Here is a 13,505-nt window from a genome sequence, read left to right as displayed (position 1 = left end):
GCCATCCTGTAGGCATCGCGCCACCGGCGCTCCTTCCCCCAAGAGACCTGCACATGACCGCCCCGCTCTTCCAACCGTTCGATCTGGCCGGCACGCCGCTGCGCAACCGTATTGCCATGGCGCCGATGACCCGTGCGCGCAATCCCGACTACGTGGCCAACGAACTGACCGCGCAGTACTACCGCCAGCGCGCCAGTGCCGGCCTGATCATCAGCGAGGGCACCCCGGTGTCGCCGCAGGGCCAGGGCTACATCGACGTGCCGGGCATCTGGTCGCAGGAACAGGTGGCCGGCTGGCGCCAGGTCACTGATGCCGTGCATGCCGCACAGGGCGCCATCTTCGCCCAGCTCTGGCACGTGGGCCGCATGTCGCACAGCTCGCTGCAGCCCGACGGTGGCCAGCCGGTCAGCGCCAGTACGCGCGCGGTGGCCCACGATCCGCGCAGCTTCGCCTTCGTGTATCGCGACGACGGCAGCCGCGGCCCGGCCGATCCGACCCCGCCGCGCGCCCTGCGCACCGACGAAGTGCCGGGCATCGTCAACGACTTCGTGCGCGGCGCCGAGAATGCCGTCGCCGCCGGTTTTGACGGCATCGAGCTGCATGCCGCCAACGGCTATCTGTTCGAACAGTTCCTCAACCCGCTCACCAATGATCGCCAGGACCAGTACGGCGGTTCGCTGGCCAACCGCGCGCGGCTGATCCTGGACACCGTGGATGCCATGACCGCACGCATCGGCGCGCAACGCGTGGGCGTGCGCCTGGCACCGAACAGCCAGGTCTTCGACATGCCGGCCTATGCGGAAAAGCAAGCCAGCTATCTGTACCTGGCCGAAGAACTGGGCAAGCGTGGGCTGGCCTATGTGCATCTGAACGACAACTACCTGCACGGCGCGCCGGCCATCGGCGAAGCGTTCCTGAAGGCCTTCAAGCAGGCCTACGGCGGAACCGTCATCCTGGCCGGCGGGATGACCCGCGAGCGTGCCCTGCGCCTGGTGGACGAAGGCACCATCGATATCGCCGCCTTCGGCCAACCGTTCATCGCCAACCCCGACCTGGTCGAGCGCCTGCAGGCCGACGTGGCGCTGACCACGCCGGATCGCGCTACTTACTACGGCGGTGGCCGCGAGGGCTATCTGGATTACCCGATCGCCAGCTGATCGGGCATGGGGTCAGAGCCGCGCTGCGCGCGGATCCGACCCCTTGCTGCACGGGGTCACGCCCCTTCGCGCACGTACGCGAACGATTCATCCAGCCGCGCAAAGCCGATCACCTGCTTCAGCAGCGCCTGTCCCTCGTCCTCGCTGATCCGCCCTGCAACGATCTCGTCAGTGCGCGCGTACAGGCGTTCCAGCGCCGCCACCTGGTCGGCCCGCAGCCACGCGCGGTGCGTGCCCAGCCACGCCTGCAGATCGTCGGCCAGCGTGTCCTTGCCCAGCATCGAGTACTGCGTCTCCAGTTCCACCACCGCCTCCACCATCTTGCGGAACACGAAGTCCTGCAGGTTGGCGGCCAGGATGTCGGCGCGATCATCGTCGTGCCACACCAACAGCACCGGCGGCTCGCTGAAGCCCGGTGCGTTGGACCAGAAGCAGTACACGTCGCCCGCGCCGCTGCGCGCGAACGGCAGCAGCTGCAGGTCGTCGCGCAGCGGGTTGTAGTGGTCCTCGGCGGTCAGGTCTTCCCACGCTTCCCGCAGTTCGTCGCGGCCGATCGGCTCGAACTCATCGGCAAACAGCAGCAGCGGCGGCTGCGCGCGCAGCTGTGCGGATTGCTGCTGGAAACCCTCCCAGCCCAGCGCGCCCCACTGCAGCTGCCCAGCGGCAGACAACTGGTGGTACAGCGGCGGAAAGACCTGGCCGGTGGCCTGTTCGACGTCGGCAAGCGTGTTCATACGTATCCTTGTTGGAACCCAGCCGACTACCTTGCCTGAACCCTGCGCGCGCGGCCAGCAAGATGAACCGGCACCGTCACGCCACGGGCCTAGACTGCACTGCCCCGCCGTACGTTGCCCCGCCATGGACTCCCCCGCCCCCTCCTTCATCGTCAATCTGGACGTGCCCGACCTGGCCGCGGCCGAGGCGTTCTACACCCAGGCGTTCGGCCTGCGCATCGGCCGTAGGCTCGGCGCGGGCGCCACCGAACTGCTGGGCGGGCCCACGCCGCTGTACCTGCTGCAGAACGCCGACGGCAGCGCCGCCGCCGACGATGGCGATGTGCGCGACTACGAGCGCCACTGGACGCCCATCCACCTGGACTGGGTGGTGGACGATATCAACGCCGCCCTGTCACGCGCGGTCGCCGCCGGTGCGCTGATCGAACGCCCGGTCAGCGAGCGCGCATGGGGCCGGCTGGCCGTGCTGGCCGACCCGTTCGGGCATGGCTTCTGCCTGCTGCAGTTCGTCGGCAAGGGGTATGACGCGTTGGTGGAGTGATCGGGGCCAGCCATCCACGCATGGCGTGGATCTACTGCATTGCTGCGCTTCACTGCCGCAACATATCCACGAACGCGCGCAGCGCCGACGCCATCTGCCGCTGCTTGGGGTAATAAAGCACGAAGCCGGCGAACGGTTCGCTCCAGTCCTGCAGTACCGCCACCATGCGCCCGGCCTCGATATGCGGTCGGGCGGCATCTTCCAGCACATACGCCAGGCCGAAGCCATCGATCACCGCACGGATGATGGTGGTCTGCTCGCTCAGCGTCAGCCGCCCGCGCACGTCGATTTCCAGCGATTCACCACCGCGGTCGAACTGCCATTTGTACAGATGCCCGCTGGCGAAGCGGAAGCGGATGCATTCGTGCTCCAGCAGGTCACGCGGGTGCTGCGGGGCCGGGTGCCGCCGCAGGTAGTCCGGCGAGGCGACGATCATCCCGCGCAGCGCCGGCCCCAGTGGCACCGCCACCATGTCCTCGGGCACGAACTCGTGCAGGCGCACGCCGGCGTCGTAGCCTTCGCCCACAATATCCACCAGACCGTCGTTCTCGGTCAGCTCCAGGCGCACATCGGGGTGCGCATGCAGGAAGCGGGTCAGGCGCGGGCCGAGCTGGGTCGGCACCGCCGCGCGCGCGGCGTTGATGCGCAGCAGGCCGGTGGGGCTGGCCCGGAACTGGTTCATTTCCTCCAGCGCCTCGTGCACCTGGCCCAGCGCCGGCTGCAACCGCTGCAGCAGCCGCTGGCCGGCCTCGGTCAGGGCCACGCTGCGGGTGGTGCGGTGGAACAGGCCCACGCCCAGCCGTTCTTCCAGCGCGCGGATCGCGTAGCTCACCGCCGAGGTGGACAGGGCCAGCTCGGCCCCGGCCCGGCGGAAGCTGCGGTGCCGGGCCACGGCGGCGAACGCGGCCAGGTGTGTCAGGTTGTCAGTGGCCATGATTGTGCAGTCCCACTTGATGAATCATGCCGATATCCGGGGTTCTTACCCCCGCGCGAGGGGCGTATTGTAAAGCGCCTTTCGACAAACCCCGCCAAGGATTCCCCATGTCCCTCGCCCTCGGTTATGCGGTACGCAGCAACACCGCCCCGCTCGAACCCATCAGCTTTGAACGCCGCGCGGTCGGCGCCAACGATGTGCGCATCGAAGTGCTGTACAGCGGCATCTGCCATTCCGACCTGCACCAGGCCCGCGACGACTGGGGCGGCGCCGAGTACCCGATGGTGCCGGGCCACGAGATCATCGGCCGGGTGGTGGAAGTCGGCCCGGGCGTGACCACGCTGAAGGCCGGTGATTTCGCCGGCGTCGGCTGCATGGTCGATTCCTGCCGCCACTGCGATGCCTGCGACCACGACCTGGAGCAGTACTGCGAAAAGGGCCCGACCTACACCTACAACAGCCGCGACCGTGTCACCGGCGAACTGACCCAGGGCGGCTACTCCGACCACATCGTGGTGGAGCAGCGCTTCGTGGTGAAGGTGTCCGAGAAGCTGGACCTGAAGTCTGCCGCGCCGCTGCTGTGCGCCGGCATCACCACCTGGTCGCCGCTGCGCCACTGGAAGGTCGGCCCCGGCCAGAAGGTCGGCGTGATCGGTCTGGGTGGCCTGGGCCACATGGGCGTGAAGTTCGCCAAGGCGCTGGGCGCGCACGTGGTGATGATCACCACCACCCCGGAAAAGGGTGCCGACGCCAAGCGTCTGGGCGCCGACGAAGTGCTGGTCTCGCGCGATCCGGCGCAGATGAAGGCCCACGCCAACAGCTTCGACTTCCTGCTCAACACGGTGCCGGTCAGCCATGACACCAACCCGTACATGAGCCTGCTCAAGCGCGACAGCACCATGTGCCTGGTCGGCGTGATCACTGAACTGGACCCGGCACTGATGGGTGCCAGCGTGATCTTCGGCCGCAAGCACGTGACCGGCTCGGCCATCGGCGGCATGGCCGAAACCCAGGAAATGATGGACTTCTGCGCCGAGCACGGCATCGTGGCCGACGTCGAAGTGATCGACATCAAGAACGTCAACGACGCCTGGGAGCGCATGGCGAAGAACGATGTGCGCTATCGCTTCGTGATCGACATGGCCACCATCAAGGCCTGATCGCCGCGGTGATGGAACGAAAAAACCCCGGCAATGCCGGGGTTTTTTCATGGTCCGAGCCGCCGGGCATGGCCCGGCGCTACCGCAACGCGGTCAATACGCGAACTCGCGGAACACCGGATCCACGTCGCCATGCCAGCGGCCATGGAACAGCGCCAGCTTGCGTTCGGCCGGGGTCAGGCCCGATTCGACGATTTCCTGCAGCACGTCCAGGAACTTGCTTTCGTCCTGGCCATCGGCATTGCGCGCAGCGCGGCGCTTCAGCCCTTCCACGGAAATCTTCACCGCTTCGCGGGCCAGGTCGCGCACGGTGCCGTTGCGGAACGGCAGGCCCATCGCGTACTTCGGCACGCCATCGCGCAGCGCATGGCGCTCGGCCAGGGTGAAGTCACGCACCAGGTCCCAGGCGGCATCCAGCGAGGCATCGTCGTACAGCAGGCCCACCCAGAACGCCGGCAGCGCACACAGGCGGCTCCACGGGCCACCGTCGGCGCCGCGCATTTCCAGATACTTCTTCAGGCGCACTTCCGGGAATGCGGTGGTCATGTGGTCCGACCAGTCGCGCAGGGTCGGCAGCGCACCGGGCAGCACCGGCAGCTTGCCCTGCATGAAATCGCGGAAGCTCTGCCCGCTGGCATCGTGGTAGATGCCATCGCGGTAAGAGAAGTACATCGGCACGTCCAGCAGGTAGTCGACGTAACGCTCGTAGCCAAAGCCATCCTCGAACACGAAGTCGAGCATGCCGGTGCGGTCGGCGTCGGTGTCGGTCCAGATGTGCGAGCGATAGCTCAGGTAGCCGTTCGGCTTGCCTTCGGTGAACGGCGAATCGGCAAACAGCGCGGTGGCGATCGGCTGCAGCGCCAGCGACACACGGAACTTCTTCACCATGTCCGCTTCGGTGGCGTAGTCCAGGTTCACCTGCACCGTGCAGGTGCGGGTCATCATGTCCAGGCCCAGCGAACCGACCTTGGGCATGTAGTTGCGCATGATCTTGTAGCGGCCCTTGGGCATCCACGGCATCTCATCGCGCGTCCACTTGGGCTGGAAGCCCATGCCCAGGAAGCCCAGCTGCAGCTCGCCGGCCACCTGTGCCACTTCATTCAGATGCGTGCCGGTTTCCACGCAGGTCTGGTGGATGGTTTCCAGCGCCGCGCCCGACAGTTCCAGCTGCCCGGCCGGTTCCAGCGTCACCGAGGCGCCGTCGCGCAGCAGGGCGATGGTGTTGCCGTTTTCCTGCACCGGTTCCCAGCCAAAGCGCACCAGGCCGTTGAGCAGCGCCTCGATGCCGCGATCACCGTCGTAGGTGGGCGGGCGCAGATCGTCCAGGCGGAAGCCGAACTTCTCGTGCTCGGTACCAATGCGCCACTGCGCGCGGGGCTTTTCACCGGAGGCAAGCACCTCGACCAGCTGCGTGCGGTCGGTAATGGGCGTATCGGCGACGTGGCTGGGGCTCGACAAGGGGGTGGCTCGCTGTGCAGGGGGCTGGGGATGTGGGGCCCAGGGCCTTCCATCGCAAGGGCGCACTATAGCGTGGCGGTTCACCGCGTCATGCCACTGTGACGGGTTTCAGCATCCTACCGACGGCCCCTTGACCCCCGTACACTGGCGCGCATGAGTCGCCATTCACGACACCCCGAGCTGCACCGGACCGACCGCGTCGGCTGGCTGCGGGCGGCCGTGCTGGGTGCCAATGATGGCATCGTCTCGGTGGCCGGCCTGGTGGTGGGCGTGGCCGCCGGTGGGGCGTCGGCAAGCACCGTGCTGGCCACGGGCATTGCCGGCACCGTGGCCGGCGCGATGTCGATGGCCGCCGGCGAGTACGTTTCGGTGCAGACCCAGGCCGATACGGAAGCGGCCGATCTGGCCGTGGAAAAGCGCGAACTGCACGAAGACCCGCATAGCGAACTGGACGAACTGACCGCCATCTACCGCCACCGCGGCCTGCAGCCGGCACTGGCGCGGCAGGTGGCCGAACAGCTCACCGCGCACGATGCGCTGGGCGCGCATGCACGCGACGAACTGGGCATCACCGATACGCTGCGCGCGCGACCGCTGCAGGCGGCGCTGGCGTCAGCGGCGGCCTTCACCTGCGGCGCAGCGCTGCCGGTCGTCACCGCGCTGCTGTCCGCCGCAGAGCGGGTTGCCGCCATGACCACCATCGCCACCCTGCTGGGCCTGTGCGTGACCGGTGCGCTGGCCGCCCACGCCGGCGGTGCCGCGCCGGTACGCGGCGCCCTGCGGGTGATGGTCTGGGGTGCAGTGGCGATGGCCGCGGCCGCCGCGATCGGGCGCCTGCTGGGCGCACACATCACATGACCGGCCAGCCGCCGCCCGCCACCACGCTGCTGGCCGAACTGGCCAGCCTGGCCCACTGCGGGCGCGCCGAAGGCTATGCCTGCATCACCGCGCGGCGCGAGCACGGCGCCAGTTCGGTGGAAATTCCGCAGCCGCAGTTCGCCATCCTGCTGGAGGGCCGCAAGCAGGTGCGCACCGCGCATCAATCGCTGGAGTTCGCACCGGGCGACATCCTGCTGGTCACCCAGCGCTGCCGCATCGATGTGGTGAACACCCCCGATCCGCGCACCGGGCGCTACCTGAGCGCCATCGTGCCGCTCTGTGCCGAAGCCCTGGCTGCAGCCCGCACGCTGTGGAACGAACCCCTGCCGGCACCGGGTGCCAGCGTGGCAAGGTTGGCGCTGCACGAACACGGCCCCCTGCTGCGGCAGTGGCGCCAGCACCTGCAGGACGGCCATTACAGCGAAGCGCGCCTGGCCCTGGCCAGCCTGATCCTGGCGTGGTGCCGCAAGGGCCACGGCAACCTGCTGCTGCCGCAGGCGCCCACGCTGGGCGAGCAGATCCGCGACCGCATCGCCACCGACCCCGCGCGCGACTGGCAATCCCGCGATGTGGAAGCGCAGTTCGCGCTGAGCGGCGCCACCCTGCGCCGCCGCCTGGCGGCCGAACAGACCAGCCTGCGCCAGCTACTGACCGAAGCGCGCCTGGCCCACGGCATGAACCTGCTGTACACCACCGACCTGCCGCTGAAGACCGTGGCCGCCCGCGCGGGCTATCGCTCCGCCGCCAGCTTCAGCAAGCGTTTCGCCGAGCAGTACGGTCTTTCCCCCAGCGAGATCTAGGGGGGGTATCGGCAGGGCTGCGCCCTGCACCTGCTCAGAGCAACGTCAACGTCAACGTCAACGGCCAAAGCAACAGCAACAGCTGCATTGCGTGGGATGGCGGGGCGGTGTGGGTGGGCAGGACACGCCGTAAACCCATCCATGGGGGCTCGTAGGCGCCATCCATGGCGCCTGCGGTCCTGCCCACCCACACCGCCCCACCTCTGACAGATTCCGGCGGCTGTTGGTAACTGCGACTGTTGTTGCGCGCGGCTGTTGGTAGGTGTCGACCTTGGTCGACACATCTGTCAGATATCGAATTCCAGATTGGGGTCAGAGCCCGTTGCGCAGCAACGGGATCCGACCCCGTGCCGTTCCAACAGCGCGCGGAAATCTGTCGAAGGCGGGGTGGGTCCGGTTGCGGGGGCGTGAGCGCCATGGATGGCGCGACCGAGGCTACATGGACGTACTTGCGCCGTCCCCCGCAACCGGACCCACCCCGCCATCCCACGGAATGCACGCTTTTGCCGTTGACGTTGCTCCAGGCAGGTGCAGGGCTGCAAGCCCTGCAAACAAACTCCCCCCACCCTGAGCATTGCGCGCACTGCTTTGAGCGCATCGCGCGCCGCCCGCACGGCACGCTGCACAGCGACGGAATCCTCCGCCTCACCCAGGACACCCCATGACCCCGCGTCACCTGCCGCTGTGCGGCGCCCTGCTGCTGGCCATTGCCGGCCTGCCCACGGCTGCGCTGGCCGAAGCCACCTCCCCCGCCCCCACCCAGCAGGTGCCCGGCGTCTACCACCAGCGCATCGGCAACCTGCAGGTCACCGCGCTGTTCGACGGCGTAGTGGCACTGGGTCGACAGGAAGTGGTGGGCGTACCGCCTACCCTGGTCAGCCGCCTGCTGGAAGGCCACTACGTGCCCGAAGACAGCAAGGGCCTGCAGACCGCCGTGAACGCCTACCTGGTGCGCCAGGGCAACCACCTCACCCTGGTCGATACCGGCACCGCGCAGTGCTTCGGCCCCGGCCTGGGCCAGGTGCTGGCCAACCTGCGCGCCGCCGGCGTCGACCCGGCGCAGGTGGATGACATCCTGCTCACCCACGCCCACCCCGACCACATGTGCGGCGTGCTCGATGCGCAGGGCCAGCCGGCCTACCCCAATGCCACCGTGTGGCTCACCCAGGCCGATGCCGATTACTGGCTGGACCCGGCCAGCGCGGCCAGTGCGCCCGAAGGCGTGCGCTTCGCCTTCCCCTTGGCCCGCAACGCCGTGGCGCCGTACCAGGCCGCTGGGCGCCTGCGCACCTTCCAGCCCGGCGACGCGCTGCCCGGTGGCGCGGTGGCCATGGACACCCACGGCCATACCCCCGGCCATGTCTCCTACCGGTTCGACAGCCAGGGCCAGTCACTGCTGGTGTGGGGCGATGTGCTGCATTTCCACGCGGTGCAGTTCGCGCACCCGGAAGCCGCGTTCGAAGCCGATGCCGATCGCCCGGCGGCCACCGCCAGCCGGCGCAACGTGCTGCAGCAGGCCACCGCCAAGGGCTGGTGGGTGGCCGGCGCGCACCTGCCGTTCCCCGGTCTGGGCCACGTGCGCAGCGAAGGCCAGGCCTACGCCTGGGTGCCGGCGGAATATTCGCCGCTGAAATGAGGTGACGCCGGGCATGGCCCGGCGCTACCGGTACCCTTCAGCAGACGCCGCCAACGGGTAGCGCCGGGCCATGCCCGGCGAACGCACCGACAGCCGCTTATTCCAGCCCCAGCCAGCCGCCGATCACCCCGCGCGCTTCTTCCACGCCGGTACGGTCTTCGCCGGAAAACACCTGCACGCTCACCGTATCGCCATAGGCCGAATGCAGTTCCTTGCGCACCTTCTGCAGGGTCTGCATCTGCTGGCTGCGGCTGAGCTTGTCGGCCTTGGTCAGCAGTGCATGCGCCGGCAGGCCACGCTGCACGGCATAGGCCAGCATCTGCCGGTCGTAGTCCTTCAGCGGGTGGCGGATATCCATCACCACCACCAGGCCACGCAGTGCCTCGCGGGTGCGGAAGTACTTGTCGATGAAGGCCTGCCAGTGTGCCTGCAGCTCCAGCGGCACCTTGGCATAGCCGTAACCTGGCAGATCGACCAGGCTGGCTTCCGGGGTGATCTGGAAGAACACCAGCTGCTGGGTGCGGCCGGGCGTCTTGGACACGCGGGCCAGCGCGTTCTGCCGGGTCAGCGCGTTGAGGGCACTGGACTTGCCAGCGTTGGAGCGGCCGGCGAAGGCCACTTCGGCCCCTTCATCGGGCGGCAGCTGCCGCGCGTTGTGGGCCGAGAGGTGGTAGCGGGCGCGTTCGATGAGCAATGACATGTGCGTAGGATCGCATGTTGCGGCGCCGCGCGCCCGCCCGGGGCACCGTGGGTCCGGAAAATGCTGCGCTGCTTCGTTGACCGTGCGCGGAAACGGCGTTGATAATCCGGGCGATGCCGGTCGCTGCCGCCCGGCCCGGTCCAAACGGAGCTTCAGCATGCGCCACGCTCGCGTTCTTGCCGTATCCGCCCTTGCCATGGCCGTGGTGGTTGCCGCCGCTGCCTTTGCGCAGACCACCCTGGTCCCGCTGCCCGACAATGGCCCGATCCAGACCGCCTCGCTCGAGGTGGATTTCAGCAAGACCACCTGGGGCAACGCCAAGGAAGGCCAGGGCAAGGCGGCCGCCTGCGCGGCCTGCCACGGCGCCGATGGCAATTCCACAGTCGAGATGTACCCGTCCATTGCCGGCCAGAGCGAACGCTACGTGGCCCAGCAGATGGCGCTGATCGCCAACGGCCAGCGCAGCTCCGGCGCCGCCGTGGCCATGGTGCCGTTCGTGCAGAACCTCACCCCGCAGGACATGCGCGACATCGGCGCGTTCTTCGCCACCCAGAAGGCCGCCGCCGGCATTGCCGACGACACGCCGGTGGCCGACGGCCCCTACAAGGGCATGAAGTTCTACGAAATCGGCCAGCAGCTTTACCGCGGCGGCGATGCCCAGCGCGGCCTGCCGGCCTGCATGGCCTGCCACGGCCCCAGCGGCGCCGGCAATCCGGGCCCGGCCTATCCGCATATCGGCGGCCAGCACGCCAGCTATGTCGCCCGGCGCCTGCAGGAATACCAGGCCGGGCAGACCCACGAAGCCGACAAGGCGCACTTCCAGATCATGGCGGCCATCGCCCAGAAGCTGACCGAACAGGAAGTCCAGGCCCTGTCCAGCTACCTGCAGGGTCTGCACAACCGCGCCGACGACGTGGCCGCGCAGACCACCGCCATGCCACCGGCCGCCGCCCCCTGACGGCCATTGGTCGGCGCGGGTCGCCACGGCGGCCCGCTGCTGCGGTATGTTTCCTTCACGCCGGCGGCTGCGCCGGCGTTGTTATTTTCAATGGAGATGCACGTCGATGAGGTTGATGTCCCGCCTGTTGCTGTCCCTGCTGGTGCTGCTGCCGCTGGCGGCCTGCGCCGCCACCCCTGCCAACGCCCCGCTGGTGGAAGGCAAAGATTACGAGCGCATCGCCCAGCCCGGCCCGTTCCAGCCGCTGGCTGGCAAGATCGAAGTGGTGGAAGTGTTCGGCTACACCTGCCCGCACTGCGCCCACTTCGAGCCGCAGCTGGCCGCCTGGGCCGCCAAGCTGCCGGCCGACGTGCGCTTCACCCCGGTCCCGGCCGCCTTCGGGGGTCCGTGGGATGCCTGGGCCCTGGCCTATTACGCCGCCGATGAAGTAGGCGTCGCCAAGCGCAGCCATGCAGCGGTGTTCAAGGCCCTGCACGAAGACGGCTCGCTGCCCATGCAGAACGTGTCGGCCGATGAACTGGCCACCTTCTACAAGGCCTACGGCGTGGCCCCGGACCGCTACAAGCAGGCCCTGCGCGGTGAAGCCGTGCAGCAGAAGGTCGCCGCCGCCCGTGCCTTCGCCAAGCGCACCCAGGTGCCGGGCACCCCGGCCATCATCATCAACGGCCAGTACTTGGTGCGCGGCAACAGCTTCGAAGACCAGCTGCGCATTGCCTCGGCGCTCATCGCCCAGGCCCGCGCCAGCCGCGGCCGCTGAACCAATCCCGACCCTGCACACGGCGCATCCGCCGCCGCGTGTCATCATTTCCCCCTGGCCGGCGTTCACCCGCCGGCCCCACCATTCCAGATGCTGGAGACGTTTCCATGAAGACCCGTTACGCCGCCCTCGCACTTGCAGCGCTGCTGCCGATCCTGGCCGCCTGCAAGGCCGACGACGGCACCGCCAATACCACCGCGCCGGCTGAACCGGCAGCGACCCCGGCCACCACCGAGACCCCGGCCCCGGCCGCCGAGCCGGCCGCAGGCAGCGAAAGCGCCGCCCCCGCCGCCGAAGGCAGCACCGCCCCGGCCGACGCCGCACCGGCGGCCGCACCGGCCCCGACCACCACCGCGCTGACCGGCCCGGCTCCGGTGGAAGGCGCCGACTACCAGCTGATCCCGAACGGCCAGCCGTTCCAGCCGGCCGCTGGCAAGGTAGAAGTGGTGGAAATCTTCGGCTATGTCTGCCCGGCCTGTGCCGCCTTCCAGCCGCTGGTGGGCCCGTGGAAGGCTGGCCTGCCCAGCGACGTGAACTTCGTCTACGTGCCGGCCATGTTCGGCGGCACCTGGGATAATTACGGCCGCGCCTTCTACGCCGCGCAGACCCTGGGCGTGCAGGAGAAGTCGCACGAAGCCCTGTACCAGGCCATCCACGTGCAGAAGACCCTGAAGGGCGAGCGCGGTGCCGACTCGGTGGAAGATATCGCCAAGTTCTACGGCGCCTACGGCGTTGATCCCAAGCAGTTCGCCGCCACCATGGGCAGCTTCGCGGTGAACGCCAAGACCAACTCGGCCAAGCAGTTCGCCCAGCGCAGCCTGATTTCCGGCACCCCGTCGATCATCGTCAACGGCAAGTACCTGGTGAAGGGCAAGGGCTTCCCGGACATGCTGCGCATTGCCGACCACCTGATCGCCCGCGAGCGCGCGGCCGCCCAGGCGCATTGATTCCAGAGACGTTTCCCCGGTCGTGACTTCCCCCCACACACGGACCCTGCGCTTGCTGACGGCCAATATCCAGGCCGGCTCAAGCACCCGCCGCTACAGCGACTATGTGACCCGCAGCTGGTCACATGCGCTGCCGGCGGGGCGCAAGCGCAGCAGCCTGGATGCGATCGCCACCCTGGCCCGCAACCATGACATCGTCGGCCTGCAGGAGGCCGACCCGGGCAGCCTGCGCTCCGGTTTCACCAACCAGACCCACTACCTGGCCCAGCGCGCCGGCTTCAATTACTGGAGCCACCAGCCGAACCGGCGCATGGGCGGTGTAGCGTCCAGCGCCAACGGCCTGCTGAGCAAGCTGGAACCGGTGGAAGTCCAGGACCACGCCCTGCCCGGCCGCATCGGCGGGCGCGGCGTGCTGCTGGCCAAGTTCGGCGATGGTGCCGACGGCCTGGCCGTGGCGGTGGCCCATCTGTCGCTGGGCGCAGGTTCGCGCATGTCGCAGCTGGGCTTCATTGCCGAACTGCTGTCCGACCACCCCAACGCGGTGCTGATGGGCGACTTCAACTGCCTGGCCGAACGCCCGGAAATGCAGGTGCTGTACCAGAAGACCCAGCTGCAACCGCCCGGCTGCGCGGTGCCCACCTTCCCCAGCTGGCGCCCGGACCGGGCGATCGACCACATCCTGGTCAGCAGCAACCTGCAGACCCGCAGCGTGGAAGCGGTGCCCGCCGCGTTTTCCGATCACCTGGCCCTGGCCATGGCGATCGACGTGCCGGCCGACGCCCTGCGCTGACCAGCCGCCCGGCCCTGGTGGGTGCGGACCGTTGGTCCGCACTTCGCCGTAGAG

General features: G+C 68.6%; 14 protein-coding genes. 10 read left to right on the top strand and 4 right to left on the bottom strand.

Annotation, left to right across the window (positions count from 1 at the left end; genetic code table 11):
• The first annotated feature begins 53 nt into the window (after nucleotides 1–53).
• On the top strand, nucleotides 54–1,157 hold the full coding sequence (locus G4G00_RS06935; RefSeq protein WP_164272085.1) for an alkene reductase: 1,104 nt from the start codon (nucleotides 54–56) through the stop codon (nucleotides 1,155–1,157).
• A gap of 56 nt (nucleotides 1,158–1,213) precedes the next feature.
• Here the strand turns inward: G4G00_RS06935 and G4G00_RS06930 are convergent, their stop codons facing one another.
• On the bottom strand, nucleotides 1,214–1,891 hold the full coding sequence (locus tag G4G00_RS06930; RefSeq protein WP_164272082.1) for an SMI1/KNR4 family protein: 678 nt from the start codon (nucleotides 1,889–1,891) through the stop codon (nucleotides 1,214–1,216).
• 124 nt (nucleotides 1,892–2,015) lie between these two features.
• Between G4G00_RS06930 and G4G00_RS06925 the strand changes: the two genes are divergently transcribed.
• Nucleotides 2,016–2,432: a VOC family protein gene (locus tag G4G00_RS06925; RefSeq protein ID WP_108754133.1), complete on the top strand. Its 417-nt coding sequence runs from the start codon at nucleotides 2,016–2,018 to the stop codon at nucleotides 2,430–2,432.
• A gap of 49 nt (nucleotides 2,433–2,481) precedes the next feature.
• On the opposite strand, the gene G4G00_RS06920 is transcribed toward G4G00_RS06925, so the two are convergent.
• Complete coding sequence (locus G4G00_RS06920; RefSeq protein ID WP_164272079.1) at nucleotides 2,482–3,366, bottom strand: LysR family transcriptional regulator; 885 nt, start codon at nucleotides 3,364–3,366, stop codon at nucleotides 2,482–2,484.
• A 107-nt stretch (nucleotides 3,367–3,473) separates the two neighbouring features.
• Between G4G00_RS06920 and G4G00_RS06915 the strand changes: the two genes are divergently transcribed.
• Complete coding sequence (locus tag G4G00_RS06915) at nucleotides 3,474–4,526, top strand: NAD(P)-dependent alcohol dehydrogenase (RefSeq protein WP_164272076.1); 1,053 nt, start codon at nucleotides 3,474–3,476, stop codon at nucleotides 4,524–4,526.
• Nucleotides 4,527–4,619: 93 nt separating this feature from the next.
• Here the strand turns inward: G4G00_RS06915 and G4G00_RS06910 are convergent, their stop codons facing one another.
• A complete protein-coding gene (locus G4G00_RS06910) occupies nucleotides 4,620–5,984 on the bottom strand; it encodes a glutamate--cysteine ligase (protein WP_108750550.1) in 1,365 nt (454 codons plus the stop codon).
• Between the two features lie 153 nt (nucleotides 5,985–6,137).
• Here G4G00_RS06910 and G4G00_RS06905 point away from each other — a divergent pair, with 153 nt between their 5' ends.
• The 3 genes from G4G00_RS06905 (at nucleotide 6,138) to G4G00_RS06895 (ending at nucleotide 9,299) form a co-directional block, all read left to right on the top strand.
• The gene (locus tag G4G00_RS06905) at nucleotides 6,138–6,842 is read left to right on the top strand and encodes a VIT family protein (protein WP_108754138.1); all 705 of its coding nucleotides are present in this window, start codon (nucleotides 6,138–6,140) and stop codon (nucleotides 6,840–6,842) included.
• Entirely contained in the window at nucleotides 6,839–7,663 is an 825-nt protein-coding gene (locus G4G00_RS06900; protein WP_164272073.1) for a helix-turn-helix transcriptional regulator, read from the top strand. Before G4G00_RS06905 ends, G4G00_RS06900 begins: the two co-directional genes overlap by 4 nt.
• Before the next feature lie 661 nt (nucleotides 7,664–8,324).
• The gene (locus tag G4G00_RS06895) at nucleotides 8,325–9,299 is read left to right on the top strand and encodes an MBL fold metallo-hydrolase (protein WP_164272071.1); all 975 of its coding nucleotides are present in this window, start codon (nucleotides 8,325–8,327) and stop codon (nucleotides 9,297–9,299) included.
• A gap of 97 nt (nucleotides 9,300–9,396) precedes the next feature.
• Here the strand turns inward: G4G00_RS06895 and yihA are convergent, their stop codons facing one another.
• Nucleotides 9,397–9,999, bottom strand: a complete 603-nt coding sequence (gene yihA, locus G4G00_RS06890; protein WP_108750547.1) for a ribosome biogenesis GTP-binding protein YihA/YsxC — start codon at nucleotides 9,997–9,999, stop codon at nucleotides 9,397–9,399.
• Nucleotides 10,000–10,156: 157 nt separating this feature from the next.
• Here yihA and G4G00_RS06885 point away from each other — a divergent pair, with 157 nt between their 5' ends.
• The 4 genes from G4G00_RS06885 (at nucleotide 10,157) to G4G00_RS06870 (ending at nucleotide 13,451) form a co-directional block, all read left to right on the top strand.
• Nucleotides 10,157–10,957: a c-type cytochrome gene (locus tag G4G00_RS06885; protein WP_108754142.1), complete on the top strand. Its 801-nt coding sequence runs from the start codon at nucleotides 10,157–10,159 to the stop codon at nucleotides 10,955–10,957.
• A 106-nt stretch (nucleotides 10,958–11,063) separates the two neighbouring features.
• A complete protein-coding gene (locus G4G00_RS06880; RefSeq protein WP_108754143.1) occupies nucleotides 11,064–11,714 on the top strand; it encodes a thiol:disulfide interchange protein DsbA/DsbL in 651 nt (216 codons plus the stop codon).
• Between the two features lie 107 nt (nucleotides 11,715–11,821).
• On the top strand, nucleotides 11,822–12,661 hold the full coding sequence (locus tag G4G00_RS06875; protein ID WP_164272068.1) for a thiol:disulfide interchange protein DsbA/DsbL: 840 nt from the start codon (nucleotides 11,822–11,824) through the stop codon (nucleotides 12,659–12,661).
• Nucleotides 12,662–12,713: 52 nt separating this feature from the next.
• Nucleotides 12,714–13,451, top strand: coding sequence for an endonuclease/exonuclease/phosphatase family protein (locus G4G00_RS06870; RefSeq protein ID WP_199911379.1), 738 nt, complete (start codon nucleotides 12,714–12,716; stop codon nucleotides 13,449–13,451).
• Nucleotides 13,452–13,505 lie beyond the last annotated feature (54 nt).

Source organism: Stenotrophomonas sp. B1-1 (assembly GCF_010894375.1).
GTDB lineage: Bacteria > Pseudomonadota > Gammaproteobacteria > Xanthomonadales > Xanthomonadaceae > Stenotrophomonas.
This window is presented reverse-complemented; position numbering and strand designations above follow the sequence as displayed.

Excerpts from the sequence above, each read along its gene's own strand:
- G4G00_RS06880 (WP_108754143.1), top strand. The coding sequence starts at position 11,064 with ATGAGGTTGATGTCCCGCCTGTTGCTGTCCCTGCTGGTGCTGCTGCCG.
- yihA (WP_108750547.1), bottom strand. The coding sequence starts at position 9,999 with ATGTCATTGCTCATCGAACGCGCCCGCTACCACCTCTCGGCCCACAAC.
- G4G00_RS06930 (WP_164272082.1), bottom strand. The coding sequence starts at position 1,891 with ATGAACACGCTTGCCGACGTCGAACAGGCCACCGGCCAGGTCTTTCCG.
- G4G00_RS06885 (WP_108754142.1), top strand. The coding sequence starts at position 10,157 with ATGCGCCACGCTCGCGTTCTTGCCGTATCCGCCCTTGCCATGGCCGTG.
- G4G00_RS06935 (WP_164272085.1), top strand. The coding sequence starts at position 54 with ATGACCGCCCCGCTCTTCCAACCGTTCGATCTGGCCGGCACGCCGCTG.
- G4G00_RS06915 (WP_164272076.1), top strand. The coding sequence starts at position 3,474 with ATGTCCCTCGCCCTCGGTTATGCGGTACGCAGCAACACCGCCCCGCTC.
- G4G00_RS06875 (WP_164272068.1), top strand. The coding sequence starts at position 11,822 with ATGAAGACCCGTTACGCCGCCCTCGCACTTGCAGCGCTGCTGCCGATC.
- G4G00_RS06920 (WP_164272079.1), bottom strand. The coding sequence starts at position 3,366 with ATGGCCACTGACAACCTGACACACCTGGCCGCGTTCGCCGCCGTGGCC.
- G4G00_RS06905 (WP_108754138.1), top strand. The coding sequence starts at position 6,138 with ATGAGTCGCCATTCACGACACCCCGAGCTGCACCGGACCGACCGCGTC.
- G4G00_RS06900 (WP_164272073.1), top strand. The coding sequence starts at position 6,839 with ATGACCGGCCAGCCGCCGCCCGCCACCACGCTGCTGGCCGAACTGGCC.
- G4G00_RS06895 (WP_164272071.1), top strand. The coding sequence starts at position 8,325 with ATGACCCCGCGTCACCTGCCGCTGTGCGGCGCCCTGCTGCTGGCCATT.
- G4G00_RS06925 (WP_108754133.1), top strand. The coding sequence starts at position 2,016 with ATGGACTCCCCCGCCCCCTCCTTCATCGTCAATCTGGACGTGCCCGAC.